This window comes from Paraburkholderia phenazinium, from assembly GCF_900142845.1.
GTDB classification, from domain to species: domain Bacteria; phylum Pseudomonadota; class Gammaproteobacteria; order Burkholderiales; family Burkholderiaceae; genus Paraburkholderia; species Paraburkholderia phenazinium_A.
On record NZ_FSRU01000002.1, the window covers coordinates 2,505,980 to 2,519,511 of the forward strand.

Consider the following 13,532-nt stretch of genomic DNA (forward strand, 5'->3'; position numbering starts at 1 on the left):
ATACGGCTCTGATGATGGGTGTCAGTGGACCCGTGCAGGCAGCGGCGCGGCGACGCGGATGTCGTGGCGCGTCAGCAGCGCCCGCGTGGACTCGACCAGCTTGAGCGCACCGGGCGTATCGCTGTGGATGCATACCGAGTCGAAGTCGATCGCGATGTCGTCGCCGTCGACCGTCGCGACCCGTCCTTCGACACAGGCGCGCAGCACCTTCGCCGCGACCTGGTCCGCGTCGAGCCGTCCGACCCGCCGCGTAAAAACGATCGAGCCGCTGCGGTCGTAATCGCGGTCGGCGTAGAACTCGCGAATCACCGGCTGGCCGAGTTCGCGCGCGATCCGGTAGGTGACCGACGCTTCCATGCAATACAGGAGAAGCGTCGGATCGAGCCTCTGCAGCGTTTCGATCAGCAGGCGCGACAGGTCTTCGTCCCGCGCGGCCAGCATGTAGAGCGCGCCGTGCGGCTTCACATGCTGCACGCTGACGTTGTAGAGCCGCGCGAATTCCCGCAACGCGCCAAGCTGGAAAATGATGTCGTTGACGAGCGCCTGCGGCGACTCGGTGATCGTGCGGCGCCCGAACCCCACCAGATCGCGAAACCCCGGATGCGCGCCGACCCCGACGCCCGCCTGCTTCGCGAGCTGCACGGTGCGCGCCATGATGTTGGGGTCACCCGCGTGAAAGCCGGTCGCAATGTTCGCCGAACTGATGAACGGCATGATGTCTTCATCGACGCCGTCGCCGATCTGCCATGCGCCAAAGCCTTCGCCCATGTCGGAATTCAAATCGACGCTGTGCTTCTTCATGCTGAATGTCTCCGTGGATCAGCCGCCTCAGTGCGTGAGAGATGCACATCCGGCCGGGTGAGGGAAACATTAACTGCCCGTCGCTCGCCAAAATAGTTCTATTTTTATATGGCACGTTATCTGTTTTTCAGATGTCCTCGCGATCGGGCCGATTCGCCCAGGCCTGTTCGTCAGGACATTCAGCCCGACACGATAATCGGAACCGGCGCCGGTTTTTGGCGAAGATAAGATACTGCTTGATGCAATATCCTTTTTTCAGGCGGACGGTATGGCCTTGACCCTACGGCAACTCAAATATTTCGTGGCTACTGCCGAACTCGGCCAGATCTCGCAAGCCGCCATTCAACTGACTATTTCGCAGTCCGCCGTCACTAACGCGATCAAGGAACTCGAAGACAGCCTGGGCACGCAGTTGTTCTTGCGCACCGCCGCCGGCGTCACCTTGACCACCACCGGCCGGCGCTTCCTCAACCAGGCGTATACGATCCTGTCGTCGGTCGATGAAGCAATGCGCATTCCGAACCTCGAGAGCACGCTCACCGGGACCCTCGCCATCGCCGCGAGCTATACCGTACTGGGCTATTTCTTGCCGCATCATCTGCAGCGCCTGAATACGCTGTATCCGCGCCTGACGATTCAACTGCACGAATTGAACCGCGAATCGATCGAGGAGGGTTTGATCGCCGGTCGCTACGACATGGCGGTACTGCTCACGTCGAACGTCGCGAACCCGGAGTTGATGCTGGAACCGGTCATCCATTCGGTTCGCAGGCTCTGGCTGTGCGCGCAACATCCTTTACTGAAGCGCGAGGTTGTCACGCTCGCCGATGTCGCCGCCGAACCCTTCGTCATGCTAACGGTTGACGAAGCGGCCTATACCGCGCTGCGCTACTGGAACGAGACGCCCTACCGGCCGAACGTGAAACTGCGCACCTCGTCTGTGGAAGCGGTGCGCAGCATGGTGGCGAACGGCAGCGGTGTGGCGATTCTGTCCGACATGGTGTATCGCCCCTGGTCGCTCGAAGGACGGCGGATCGAGACCATGCAGTTGCGCGATGCGGTGCCGCCGATGAGCGTCGGTCTGGCCTGGCGCAGAAACACAGAGTTGAGCCCCGGGATGCATGCCGTGCGTGAATACTTCCGGCACACTTTCATGGAACCACGGGCATTGAGTGCCGGCAACCTGTGAGCGCCGCGTACCCGAACAGGACGCGGCGTTGCGCCGCGTCCGTCGCATCTCAAGCCGCCAGCACCTCAACGATCTTGCGCTGGAAGGCCTTCCCTTCGGCATCGAACAGATGGCAATGCTCAGGCGTCGCGCCCAGCTTCTGCGTCTCGCCCTTCGTATGCCGGTCAAGCGGCGGAATGCGCGCAATGATCCCCTCCGGCGACACGCTCGACTCCGCGTACAGATAAGCCGCGTCACCCAGCGACTCGACCGCCATCGTGCGGGCCGAGATGCCGTCGTCGGTCATGCCGACGTGCAGATGCTCGGGGCGAATCCCAACCGTCACCTTGTCGCCCTGCTTCACCGCGCCCGGCTCCACCGCCACACGCTGGGTCTCGCCGGTTTCGTAGCGCACCGTGACGCCGTCGTGGGTGACCGACTGCACCACGCCTTCCATGAAGTTCATCTTCGGCGAACCGATAAAGCCTGCCACGAACTTGTTGGCCGGCGCGTGATACAGCATCGTCGGACTGCCGACCTGTTCCACGTTACCCGCCGACAGCACCACGATCTTGTCGGCCAGCGTCATGGCTTCGACCTGATCGTGCGTGACGTAAATCATCGTGGTCTTCAGTTCGTCGTGCAGACGGGCGAACTCGAGGCGCATCTTCACGCGCAGCGCGGCGTCGAGGTTCGACAGCGGTTCGTCGAACAGGAACACCTTCGGCTTGCGCGTAATCGCGCGGCCGATCGCCACCCGTTGCCGCTGCCCGCCGGACAACTGCTTCGGCTTGCGATCGAGCAGGTGGTCGATGTGCAGAATCTTCGCCGCGTTGCGCACCGCCGCGTCGATCTCCGGCTTCTTGGTGCCGGCAAGCTTGAGGCCGAACGCCATGTTGTCGTACAGCGTCATGTGCGGATAAAGCGCGTACGACTGGAACACCATCGCAATGCCGCGCTTGGCCGGCGGCACATCGTTCATGCGCGTGCCGTCGATGTTCAGGTCGCCGCTGGTGATGTCCTCGAGGCCGGCGATCATGCGCATCAGCGTCGACTTCCCGCAGCCGCTCGGACCGACGAACACGACGAACTCACCGTCCGCGATGTCGAGATTGATGTCGCGCATCACTTCGTTGTCGTCGTAGGCTTTTCTGATGTTACGCAGCGTTAAGCTTGCCATGATGTGTCTCCGTGTGTTGCTCGTACTACGTTAATCCAGTTTGAAAGCGTCTGCTCGTCGCGCCGTCCTGCTGCGTCGCGATTGCAGCGCGTCTCAATGCGATTCCGCCGTCACGCGCTGGGTCCATTGGTCCACCAGCATCGGCAATTGCGTCATATCGTCGAATACGTGGGCCGCGCCGGCCGCGCGCAACGCACCAATCTGCGACTCGCTCGCATGCCCGCCGCCAATGAAGGCCAGCACCGTCATGCCCGCCGCGCTCGCGGCCGTCACACCCGTCACGCTGTCCTCCACCACCAGGCAGGCGCTGCTCGCAAGACCAAAGCCGCTCGCCGCCGCCAGGTACACATCGGGGGCAGGCTTCGGCATCGCAACAGCATCCGCGCAGTAGAGCCGGTCGCCGAAAAACGCGTCGAGGCCCGTGCGCGCCAGCACCGTCTGCACATAGGCCCTGAAGCTGTTGCTCGCGCACGCCTTGGGCAGCGCAATCTGCGCGAGCGCCTCCGCGATGCCGGCCACGGCGGGCGCCTGCATCGCAGCGACTTCAACGGCATGGCGAATCGCCGTGATGTCGTCCGCGCTCAAACTGCGGCCGAGTTGCGCGGCGGCGTTTTCGAGCACCCGCTCGATACGCAATCCGAGCAGCGGCAACACCACCGGTTCGACATCGCAATCCGGCCAGCGCGCTTCGAGTTCGTGCACCAGCATGCGCGCCGCCACGGCTTCGCTGTCGATCAGCACGCCGTCGCAATCGCAGAGCAACGCCAGCCTTGTTTCGATCACGGTCATTTAACCGCCCCGAACGTAAGACCCCGCACCAGTTGCTTCTGCGACAGCCAGCCGACGATCAGGATCGGCGCCACCGCCAGCAGCGAAGCGGCCGAGAGCTTGGCCCAGAACAGCCCCTCGGGACTCGAATACGACGCGATGAACACGGTCAGCGGCGCGGCGTTCGAACTGGACAGGTTGATGCTCCAGAACGCTTCGTTCCACGAAAGAATCACCAGCAGCAGTGCGGTCGATGCGAGGCCCGGCAAGGACATCGGCATCAGCAGGTAGACGATTTCCTGCCAGGTCGCCGCCCCGTCGATCCGTCCGGCTTCGAGAATGTCGCGTGGAATCTCGGCGAAGTAGGTGAAGGTCATCCACACTGCAATCGGCAGATTGATCAGCGTGTAGACGATCACCAGACCCGAGACGCTATCGAGCAGCCCGGTGTTCTTCCACAACAGGTAGATCGGCACCAGCACACCCACCGACGGCATCATCTTGGTGGACAGCATCCACAGCAGCAGTTTCTGCGTACGGCGGGTCGGGAAGAACGCCATCGCGTAAGCGCACGGCACGGCCAGCAGCAGACACAGCACCGTGACGCCCGCCGAGATCAGCACCGAATTCCACGCGAACGAGAAATAGTTGCTACGGGCGAACACCTCGCGAAAACTGTCGAGCGTCGGGATGAAGAACAGCGACGACGCGTAAGCCTGCTGCTCGGTCTTGAATGCCGTGATGGTCATCCAGAAGATCGGGAAAAACAGCAGCAGCGCGATCGCCCATGCGAGCACACCGGGAATGGCGCGCTTGAAGACAGCCCATGGCGCGTTCTTCGACGAAGTGGTCGTCGTTGAAACAGGTGAAGCGGCAACGTGGCTCATTTTTCGTACTCCCCTTTCAGGTTCTTCGCGAGCATCCGGACCAGGAAGAACGACACGATGTTCGCCAGCACGACGGCGAGAATCCCGCCCGCCGAGGCCAGCCCGACGTCGAACTGCTGCAGGCCGAGCGAATAGATCAGGTACGACAGGTTGGTGGTCGCCGTGCCTGGGCCGCCGCCGGTGGTCGTGTAGATTTCGGCGAAGATCGACAGCAGGAAAATGGTTTCCATCATCACCACCACCGCAATGGCCCGTTTCAGGTGCGGCAGCGTGATGTAGAAGAACATCGAGAAGGCGCCCGCGCCGTCGATCTTGGCCGCTTCCTTCTGCTCCTGGTCGAGCGACTGGATGGCGGTGAACAGGATCAGGAATGCGAACGGCAGCCACTGCCACGCGACGATCATGATGATCGCGGTGAGCGGATAGTCGGCGAACCAGTCGATCGGCTGCAGGCCGATCGCCCGCATGCCCTGGGCAATGAGGCCGTACACCGGGTGCAGGATCATGTTCTTCCAGATCAGCGCACTGACGGTCGGCATCACGAAGAACGGTGCGATGGCGAGCAGCCGCGCGACACCCTGGCCGTAGAACTTGCGGTCGAACAGCACCGACATCAGCACCCCGCCCACCACCGTAATCACCAGCACGGAGATGATCAATTCGAGGGTGTGGCCGATCGAAGGCAGGAACGACGGATCGGTCGCGAGGTACTTATAGTTGTCGAACCCGGCAAAACCCTTCTCATCGGGATTGAGCAGGTTGTAGTGCGTGAACGAAAACCAGATCGTCATCGCCAGAGGAATCGCCATCCACAGCACCAGCACGGCGGTGGACGGCGCCGCTAGCCAGCGAGCGGAATTGGCCTTGCGCGTTTCGCGCTCTTTTTCGGTCTGGGGATGGGCATGCATGAGAGGAAGGCGCAGAGGACGCATGATGTGACCACCTGTACGGTAAAGCGCGGGATAGCGCGGCGAATCCGGAGTGAGCCGGCACCGGCCCATGCAGTATGGACGCGGTGAGCAGGCTCGCCCAGAGAGCCGCGACGGCCCACTGTGCTGCCAAGGGCCGGCTGACTGGCGTCAGCCGGCGTGTTTCACGTCACTTCAGGTAGCCAGCCTGGCGCACTGCGCGCTCGGCTGTGGCCTGGCCAGCGGCCAGTGCCTGATCGACCGTCATCTGACCGGCAACCGCGCCGGAGATGCTCTGACCCACTACCGTACCGAACGACTGGAACTCAGGAATGCCGACGAACTGCACACCGGTGTACGGCACCGGCTTAAGCGTCGGATGATTCGGGTCCGCCGTTTCGATCGCCTTCAGCACGAAGTCGGCAAACGGAGCCGCCGCCTTGTACTCAGGACGGGCGTACGTCGACTGACGCGTTCCCGGAGGCGCCGAAGCCCAACCTTCGTCCTTCGCGACCATCTCGATGTATTCCTTCGAGGTCGCCCAGGCGATGAACTTCTTCGCCGCGTCGGCCTGCTTCGACGACTTCGGAATCGCCAGCGCCCATGCCCACAGCCAGTGCGCGCCGTGCGGCGTGACTTCGATCGGCGCCGCAGCAAAGCCCACCTTGTCGGCGATCTGCGACTGCTGCTTGTTGTACAGCATGCCGGCAGCCACCGTCGCATCGATCCACATCGCGCACTTGCCCGATGACATCAGCGTCAGGTTTTCGTTGAAACCGTTCGAGCTCGCTCCCGGAGGGCCGTCCTTCTGCAGCAGGTTCACGTAGAACGTGATGGCCTTCTTCCATTCCGGCGAGGTGAGCTGCGGGTTCCACTTCTCGTCGAACCAGCGGCCGCCGAAGGTGTTCACGACCGTCGTCGCGTACGCCATGTTTTCGCCCCAGCCCGCCTTGCCGCGCAGACAGATGCCGTAGATGCCGTTGGCCTTGTCGGTGAGCTTGTCGGCGAACTGCTGGATCTGGTCATAGGTCGGCTGGTCGGGCATGGTCAGCCCCTTCGCCGCGAACAGGTCCTTGCGGTAGTACGTCATCGAGCTTTCGACGTAGAACGGCAGCGCGTACAGCGAGCCGTTGTACGAGAGCCCTTCGCGCGCCGTCTTCACAACGTCGTTGAGGTCATAGGCGGCGGGCAGGTTCGTGATCGGGGTGAGCCAGCCGCGCTTGCCCCATTGCGGCGTCTCGTAGGCGCCGATCGTCATCACGTCGAACTGGCCGCTGCCGGTCGTGATGTCGGTGGTGGCGCGCTGACGCAGCACGTTCTCTTCAAGAATGACCCAGTTGAGCTTGATGTCCGGATTGGCCTGCTCGAACGCCGGCGACAGCTTCTTCAGCTCGATCATGTCCGGATTGTTCAAGGTCGCAATCGTCACCGTCGCGGCCGAGGCATTCAGTGCTGCGCACGCGACTGCTGCGGCGCCGACCGCCTTGAGCGCGGGTTTCATGGCTGCTTTCATCACTTGTCTCCTTTCTGGTACGTTATGTTTTACTGCGTTGTTATGCAAATTGGGAGGCGAGCCGGTCAGCTTCATGGCCTTAGCTCATCCAGTTGCCGCCGTCTACGTTCAGGGTTTGCGCGGTGATGTAATCGGCATCGGCGGAAGCGAGGAACAGCGCCGCACCGGTCAGGTCTTCGGGCACGCCCATGCGGCCGAGCGGCACCGCCTCGCCGACCAGACGCTTCTTCTCGCCGGGCTTGCGATTCTCATAGCGGGCGAACAGCGCGTCGACCTGTTCCCACATCGGCGTATCCACGACACCCGGTGCGATGCCGTTGACGTTGATCTTGTGCGGCGCGAGTGCCAACGCCGCGGACTGCGTATAGCTTAGTACGGCGGCCTTGGTTGCGCAGTAGTGCGAAACCAGCGCTTCACCGCGCCGGCCGGCCTGCGACGACATATTGACGATCTTGCCGCCATGGCCCTGCTCGACCATCCGCTGCGCGACCGCCTGCATCAGGAAGAACATGCCCTTCACGTTGACGGCGAAGAGCCGGTCGAACACGTCCCAGGATTCGTCGAGCAGCGGGCGCATGTCGAACAGCGCGGCATTATTGAAGAGAATATCGATCTGGCCGAAACGCTCCACGGTGCTCGCGACAATCCGCTGGATGTCGTCGCGGCGCGTGACGTCGGCGCTGAGTGTCAGCACGCGCTCGCCGTCGGTTTCGCGCAAGGCGTGCGCGAAGGTGTCGGCCGGCTTGACGTCGACCAGCACACAGCGCGCGCCCTCGTCGAGATAACGCCGGGCCACGGCTTCGCCGATTCCGCTTGCCGCACCTGTGAGGATCGCCACCTTCCCTTGCAATCGCGCTGCCACTGCGTGTCTCCAGTTCGTTTCGAGTTTGACTGCGCAGCGAGCGAACGCTCATTGCGCGAACAATTGCTCTGTTAGTGATCGAATGATCGGATACGCGTTCGGTCATGTCAAGGCGCGAAACAAGATTTCGATGGTGCAGCGCGGCAGGATTGGCGACAAATCTGTGAGATACGTTATATCATTGCATCCCCGCCTCACCTCGAAGCACACCCGGGTCGACAGAAGCCCTCGCATTCAACTCGCACCTTACTTTTACGCAGCAGGGAAACCGATGAAAAAACTCAGCTTGAAGTGGCATGACGCACGCCGTGCGCTCAGTCTGTCGAAGTATCTCGTAGCCGGCGCGGCCGTGCTGGCGCTTGGCCAGACCGCTTTCGCGCAGACTGCGAAGATCCAGGTGGTGGCTGCGGAAAACTTCTATGGCGATGTGGCGCATCAGTTGGGCGGCGATCGCGTGGACGTCACCAGCATCCTGAGCAACCCGGACGAAGACCCGCATCTGTTCGAAGCCAGCCCGAAAACCGCCCGCGCGCTGCAGCACGCGAGCCTTGTGGTCTACAACGGCGCCGATTACGATCCGTGGATGGCGAAGTTGCTGAACGCCTCGAAGAACAACGCGAAGCGCACGATCATCGTCGCAGCCGACCTGATCGGCAAGAAGAGCGGCGATAATCCACACCTCTGGTACGACCCGGCTACGATGCCGGCCGTGGCTCGCGCTGTCGCCACCGCGCTCGAAACGGCTGACCCGGCGAACAAGACGGCGTACGATGCGAACCTCGCGAAGTTTCTCGATTCGTTGAAGCCGATCGACGCCAAGGTCGCCGAGCTGCACGGCCGCTATGCGGGCGTGCCGGTGACGGCGACGGAACCGGTGTTCGGTTATATGTCGGACGCGATCGGCCTGGCGATGCGCAATATGCGCTTCCAGCTGGCGACGATGAACGACACGGAAGCGAGCGCGTCGGATATCGCCGCGTTCGAAAAGGACCTGCGCGAAAAGCGCGTGCACGTTCTGATCTATAACAGCCAGGCAACCGAAGCCCTGACCAAACGCATGTTGAAACTCGCGCAGCAGTCGCACGTACCGACCATGAGCGTCACCGAGACCGAACCGGCCGGCAAGAACTACCAGGTGTGGATGTTGTCGCAACTGGACGCGCTCAGTGCGGCGCTGGCAGCGGGCCAGGCAAACACAGGAACCACTCAATGAATCTGACTGGCCGCACGCCGCAAGGAACCGCGCCCGTTCTCGAACTCGAGGACGTGACGCTGGAACTGGGCGGCCGCGCGATCCTGCGCAATACGAGTCTGCAGGTGAATCAAGGTGAATTCATCGGCGTACTCGGACCGAACGGCGCAGGCAAGACCACGCTGATGCGCGCGGTGCTCGGCCTCGTGCCGGCGGCGAGCGGCACGATCCGCGTCCACGGCCAGCCCGTGGTGCGCGGCAATGCATCGATCGGCTATATGCCGCAGACGCGCAGCGCGCTCGCCGGCCGGCGGGTGCGCGGCCGCGATTTCGTCGCGATGGCGGCCGACGGCCACCGCTGGGGCCTGCCGCACGCCGATGCCAAGACCCGCGCGGACGTCGAACGCGTGCTGGACCTGGTAGGCGGCCGCGCGCTCGCGGCGCGGCCTTTGTCGGAGCTGTCGGGCGGCGAGCGGCAGCGTCTGCTGCTCGCGCAGTGCCTGCTCGGCAACCCGAAACTGCTGCTGCTCGACGAGCCGCTCATCAGCCTCGACCCGCATCATCAGAAGAGCGTGGTCGAACTGGTGCGCAATGTGCAGCAGGAACTCGGCATCGCGGTGCTGTTTTCCGCGCATGAACTCAATCCGCTGCTGCACGCGCTCGACCGGGTGCTGTACCTCGGCAGCGGCGTGGCGGCGCTCGGCACCGTCGATGAAGTCATCACGAAGCCGGTGCTGTCGCGGCTCTACGGGTCGCCCATCGACGTGATGCGCGTGAACGGCCGCATCTTCGTGATGTCAGGCGACGTCGAAGTCGAAAAGCACGATCACGAACACGAAGACGACGCCCACGATCACGGCGGCGCGTCGGGCCATGCGCACTCGCATGGCCACAGCCACGGCCACCATCACGCCTCACGCGACGGACACACGAACGATGTTTGAATACGATTTCATGGTCAACGCCTTCGCGGCGTCGGGGATCGTCGCGGTGCTGGCGGGGATTGTCGGTTATTTTCTGGTGATGCGCGGTCAAACCTTCGCCGGCCATGCGCTCTCGCACGTCGGCTTCACCGGCGCGACCGGCGCGGTGCTGATCGGCATTTCGCCGATCTGGGGGATGATCGGTTTTACGCTGGCTGCAGGTGTCGGCATGGGCGCGCTCGGCGAGAAGCTCGCGGGACGCGATGTGGCGATTGGCGTGATCCTCTCGCTCGCACTCGGCTTCGGGCTGCTGTTCCTGCACTTCTTCACCGCTTACGCGACCCAGATCACCGCGCTGCTGTTCGGCAATGTGCTGGGCGTGAATGCGTCCACGTTAGGTGTGCTGGCGGCGCTGGGCGTTGTGAGCCTGGCCGCGCTCGCGGCGATCATGCGGCCGTTGCTGTTCGCTTCGCTGCAGCCGGAGCTGGCCGAGGCCAAGGGCGTGTCGCTGCGGCTCGTGTCGGTGCTGTTTCTGGCGATTGCCGCACTGGCGGTGGCTGCGTGCACGCAGATCGTCGGCGTGCTGCTGGTGTTCACGTTGATGGTGGGGCCGGCGGCGGCCGCGCAAAACCTCACGACGCGGCTCTCCATCGGGCTGGTGCTCGCGGCGCTGCTGGCGCTTGCGCAGGCATGGCTTGGGTTGACGCTGGCCTTCTATACGGACTGGCCGACCAGCTTCTGGATCACTGCGCTAGCTGCGCTGGTGTATGCCGGGAGTTTGTTGGGACGGCGGTAAAGGCGCGAAGGCGGCGCACCGCGATGACCGCGGATGCGCCGTGTCTACTCTGCGCTTCAGGCAAGCAACACCTTCGCATGATGCGCGAGGTGATCCTCGATGAAGGTGGAGATGAAGTAGTAGCCGTGGTCGTAGCCTTCATGACGACGCAAGGTCACAGGCTGCCCTGCCGCACGGCACGCCGCTTCGAACACGTCGGGATAGAGTTGCTCGGCGAGATACTGATCGGAGAGTCCCTGATCGATCAGTATCCCCTGCGCGAACTTGTGCGACACGCTCGCCACCAGCTCGCTCGAGTCATACGCCTTCCACGCGGCACGGTCTTCACCGAGATAACCCGTGAAGGCCTTCTCACCCCAAGGACAACGCGACGGCGCCGCGATCGGCGCGAACGCCGACACCGAGCGGTAGATCTGCGGATTGCGCAGCGCCAGCATCAGCGCGCCGTGGCCGCCCATCGAGTGTCCGAAGATGCCGAGGCGCTCGCCGTCGACCGGCAGGTTGGCAAGCACGGTCTCACGCAGTTCGTCGCGCACGTAGGAGTACATCCGGAAGTGCCTCGACCACGGTTCTTCGGTGGCATCGACATAGAAGCCCGCTCCCACGCCGAAGTCCCACGCTGCGCTTTCGCCGGGGATGCCCGCACCGCGCGGACTGGTGTCCGGCGCGATCAGGGCGATGCCGTGGCGCGCGGCGAAGCGCTGCGCGCCCGCCTTGATCGGGAAAGTCTCCTCGGTACAGGTGAGCCCGGCGAGATAGAACAGCGCCGGCACGCGCACCGCAGCCGCTTCGCCGCCGTGCAAGGCCTGCGGCGGCAAATACACCGAAAAGCGCATGGGCAATCCGGTGACCTTCGAGTCATGCCTGTAGAAGCGTTGCACGCCGCCGTGGCAAGCGTGCGCAGCTAGCAGTTCGAGCATCGCGCGCTCCCTTGGTTGCTCAGTGAGTCCGGCGTCAGTACAGCACGACCGAGCGGATCGACTCGCCCTTCTTCATCAGGTCGAAGCCTTCGTTGATGCGTTCGAGCGGCAGGCGGTGCGTGATCAGATCGTCGATGTTGATCTTGCCTTCCATGTACCAGTCGACGATCTTCGGCACGTCGGTGCGGCCGCGAGCGCCGCCGAACGCCGAGCCCTTCCATTCGCGGCCCGTCACGAGCTGGAACGGACGCGTGCTGATTTCTTCTCCGGCCGCCGCCACGCCGATGATGAACGACTGCCCCCAGCCCTTGTGCGTGCACTCCAAAGCCTGGCGCATCACCTTGGTGTTGCCGATGCATTCGAACGAGTAATCGGCGCCGCCGTCGGTCAACTGCACGATATGGTCGACGACGTTCTCGACTTCATTGGGGTTGATGAAGTGCGTCATGCCGAACTTCTTCGCCAGTTCGACGCGGCCCGGGTTGATGTCGACACCGATGATCTTGTCCGCACCCACCATCTTCGCGCCCTGGATCACGTTCAGGCCAATGCCGCCCAGGCCGAACACCACCACATTCGCGCCCGCCTCGACCTTGGCCGAATACACGACCGCGCCGACGCCCGTCGTCACGCCGCAGCCGATGTAGCAGATCTTGTCGAACGGCGCGTCTTCACGCACCTTCGCCACGGCAATTTCCGGCACGACGATGTAGTTCGAAAACGTGGACGTGCCCATGTAGTGAAACAGCGGCTTGCCGTCCAGCGAGAAACGCGAGGTGGCATCGGGCATCAGGCCCTTGCCTTGGGTGGAGCGAATCGCCTGGCACAGGTTGGTCTTGCGCGACAGGCAGAACTTGCACTGGCGGCACTCGGGCGTGTAGAGCGGAATCACGTGATCGCCCTTCTTGAGCGTGCCGACACCAGGCCCGACGTCGACGATCACGCCCGCGCCTTCATGGCCGAGAATCGCAGGGAAGAGGCCTTCCGGGTCCGCGCCCGACAGCGTGTAGTAGTCGGTGTGGCAGATGCCCGTCGCCTTCACTTCGATCAGCACTTCGCCTGCGCGCGGCCCTTCGAGATCGACCTCTTCGATCGTCAGCGGTGCGCCGGCTTTCCATGCGATGGCGGCTTTCGTCTTCATGATGAATGCTCCTGTAGTTCCCTGAATCGTTCTCTGAATGCAAGGCATGCAGCCGCGCCGTGGCGCCGGCAGGCATGCCGTGACTTGCGTCCGGTCGTCATGCCCGCTTGCGCGGGTTGTCGAACGGAGCGTGTTCCGTGGCCGGCGCCTATGATCGCCGAAAACGCCGTCATGCGTATTCCAGCACTCGCCGCGTCATTGCTCATACACGACATCGCGTCACACCACGCGAGCGCCTCCGCAAAGCGCCACTCGCGGGTTAACCCCGCCATCCGGGAAGCGGCGTCAAAACAGCACTATGCGTCGCTTCGAATACACCTCATGGATTTTCACACATATCGCTTTTGCCCGACCCGCTGGCGCCCCTACGAATTCGCACCGCAGCAAGGGGCTCACAGCCGGTTTGCGCAGCATAGGCATTTCGATTGCCTTTCAAACCGCCCTCACCCATATGATCATCGCGAAGCCGGGAA

At 63.1% G+C, this 13,532-nt stretch carries 13 protein-coding genes; 4 read left to right on the forward strand and 9 right to left on the reverse strand.

What is annotated here, in order from left to right; translation table 11 throughout:
* Window positions 1–21: 21 nt before the first annotated feature.
* Entirely contained in the window at window positions 22–801 is a 780-nt protein-coding gene (locus BUS12_RS28190; RefSeq protein ID WP_074300658.1) for a 5-oxoprolinase subunit PxpA, read from the reverse strand.
* A 268-nt stretch (window positions 802–1,069) separates the two neighbouring features.
* Between BUS12_RS28190 and BUS12_RS28195 the strand changes: the two genes are divergently transcribed.
* Entirely contained in the window at window positions 1,070–1,990 is a 921-nt protein-coding gene (locus BUS12_RS28195) for a LysR family transcriptional regulator (RefSeq protein ID WP_074300659.1), read from the forward strand.
* A gap of 49 nt (window positions 1,991–2,039) precedes the next feature.
* On the opposite strand, the gene BUS12_RS28200 is transcribed toward BUS12_RS28195, so the two are convergent.
* From BUS12_RS28200 to BUS12_RS28225, 6 genes are all read right to left on the reverse strand, one after another.
* Window positions 2,040–3,149, reverse strand: a complete 1,110-nt coding sequence (locus BUS12_RS28200) for an ABC transporter ATP-binding protein (RefSeq protein WP_074300660.1) — start codon at window positions 3,147–3,149, stop codon at window positions 2,040–2,042.
* A gap of 93 nt (window positions 3,150–3,242) precedes the next feature.
* The gene (locus BUS12_RS28205) at window positions 3,243–3,938 is read right to left on the reverse strand and encodes an HAD family hydrolase (RefSeq protein WP_074300661.1); all 696 of its coding nucleotides are present in this window, start codon (window positions 3,936–3,938) and stop codon (window positions 3,243–3,245) included.
* Window positions 3,935–4,804, reverse strand: a complete 870-nt coding sequence (locus BUS12_RS28210) for a carbohydrate ABC transporter permease (RefSeq protein ID WP_074300662.1) — start codon at window positions 4,802–4,804, stop codon at window positions 3,935–3,937. The genes BUS12_RS28205 and BUS12_RS28210 overlap by 4 nt, the downstream gene beginning before the upstream one ends.
* On the reverse strand, window positions 4,801–5,736 hold the full coding sequence (locus BUS12_RS28215; RefSeq protein ID WP_074300663.1) for a carbohydrate ABC transporter permease: 936 nt from the start codon (window positions 5,734–5,736) through the stop codon (window positions 4,801–4,803). The genes BUS12_RS28210 and BUS12_RS28215 overlap by 4 nt, the downstream gene beginning before the upstream one ends.
* Window positions 5,737–5,902: 166 nt before the next feature.
* Complete coding sequence (locus BUS12_RS28220) at window positions 5,903–7,225, reverse strand: ABC transporter substrate-binding protein (RefSeq protein ID WP_074300664.1); 1,323 nt, start codon at window positions 7,223–7,225, stop codon at window positions 5,903–5,905.
* A gap of 79 nt (window positions 7,226–7,304) precedes the next feature.
* Window positions 7,305–8,087, reverse strand: coding sequence for an L-iditol 2-dehydrogenase (locus BUS12_RS28225; protein ID WP_074300665.1), 783 nt, complete (start codon window positions 8,085–8,087; stop codon window positions 7,305–7,307).
* Between the two features lie 271 nt (window positions 8,088–8,358).
* On the opposite strand from BUS12_RS28225, the gene BUS12_RS28230 reads away from it, so the two are divergent.
* The 3 genes from BUS12_RS28230 to BUS12_RS28240 are packed head-to-tail and all read left to right on the forward strand — an operon-like array spanning window position 8,359 to window position 10,998.
* On the forward strand, window positions 8,359–9,300 hold the full coding sequence (locus tag BUS12_RS28230) for a metal ABC transporter solute-binding protein (protein WP_074300666.1): 942 nt from the start codon (window positions 8,359–8,361) through the stop codon (window positions 9,298–9,300).
* Window positions 9,297–10,223, forward strand: coding sequence for an ABC transporter ATP-binding protein (locus BUS12_RS28235; RefSeq protein ID WP_074300667.1), 927 nt, complete (start codon window positions 9,297–9,299; stop codon window positions 10,221–10,223). Before BUS12_RS28230 ends, BUS12_RS28235 begins: the two co-directional genes overlap by 4 nt.
* The gene (locus BUS12_RS28240; protein ID WP_074300668.1) at window positions 10,216–10,998 is read left to right on the forward strand and encodes a metal ABC transporter permease; all 783 of its coding nucleotides are present in this window, start codon (window positions 10,216–10,218) and stop codon (window positions 10,996–10,998) included. Before BUS12_RS28235 ends, BUS12_RS28240 begins: the two co-directional genes overlap by 8 nt.
* Window positions 10,999–11,054: 56 nt before the next feature.
* Here BUS12_RS28240 and fghA read toward each other — a convergent pair whose 3' ends face one another.
* Both fghA and BUS12_RS28250 read right to left on the reverse strand, forming a co-directional pair.
* A complete protein-coding gene (gene fghA, locus BUS12_RS28245) occupies window positions 11,055–11,918 on the reverse strand; it encodes an S-formylglutathione hydrolase (protein WP_074300669.1) in 864 nt (287 codons plus the stop codon).
* A 34-nt stretch (window positions 11,919–11,952) separates the two neighbouring features.
* A complete protein-coding gene (locus BUS12_RS28250) occupies window positions 11,953–13,059 on the reverse strand; it encodes an S-(hydroxymethyl)glutathione dehydrogenase/class III alcohol dehydrogenase (protein WP_074300670.1) in 1,107 nt (368 codons plus the stop codon).
* Window positions 13,060–13,532: the final 473 nt, after the last annotated feature.

What these genes read in the sequence shown, in the direction of transcription:
- BUS12_RS28230 (WP_074300666.1), top strand. Translation starts at nt 8,359, where the DNA reads ATGAAAAAACTCAGCTTGAAGTGGCATGACGCACGCCGTGCGCTCAGT.
- BUS12_RS28240 (WP_074300668.1), top strand. Translation starts at nt 10,216, where the DNA reads ATGTTTGAATACGATTTCATGGTCAACGCCTTCGCGGCGTCGGGGATC.
- BUS12_RS28190 (WP_074300658.1), bottom strand. Translation starts at nt 801, where the DNA reads ATGAAGAAGCACAGCGTCGATTTGAATTCCGACATGGGCGAAGGCTTT.
- BUS12_RS28200 (WP_074300660.1), bottom strand. Translation starts at nt 3,149, where the DNA reads ATGGCAAGCTTAACGCTGCGTAACATCAGAAAAGCCTACGACGACAAC.
- BUS12_RS28250 (WP_074300670.1), bottom strand. Translation starts at nt 13,059, where the DNA reads ATGAAGACGAAAGCCGCCATCGCATGGAAAGCCGGCGCACCGCTGACG.
- fghA (WP_074300669.1), bottom strand. Translation starts at nt 11,918, where the DNA reads ATGCTCGAACTGCTAGCTGCGCACGCTTGCCACGGCGGCGTGCAACGC.
- BUS12_RS28235 (WP_074300667.1), top strand. Translation starts at nt 9,297, where the DNA reads ATGAATCTGACTGGCCGCACGCCGCAAGGAACCGCGCCCGTTCTCGAA.
- BUS12_RS28205 (WP_074300661.1), bottom strand. Translation starts at nt 3,938, where the DNA reads ATGACCGTGATCGAAACAAGGCTGGCGTTGCTCTGCGATTGCGACGGC.
- BUS12_RS28215 (WP_074300663.1), bottom strand. Translation starts at nt 5,736, where the DNA reads ATGCGTCCTCTGCGCCTTCCTCTCATGCATGCCCATCCCCAGACCGAA.
- BUS12_RS28195 (WP_074300659.1), top strand. Translation starts at nt 1,070, where the DNA reads ATGGCCTTGACCCTACGGCAACTCAAATATTTCGTGGCTACTGCCGAA.
- BUS12_RS28220 (WP_074300664.1), bottom strand. Translation starts at nt 7,225, where the DNA reads ATGAAAGCAGCCATGAAACCCGCGCTCAAGGCGGTCGGCGCCGCAGCA.
- BUS12_RS28210 (WP_074300662.1), bottom strand. Translation starts at nt 4,804, where the DNA reads ATGAGCCACGTTGCCGCTTCACCTGTTTCAACGACGACCACTTCGTCG.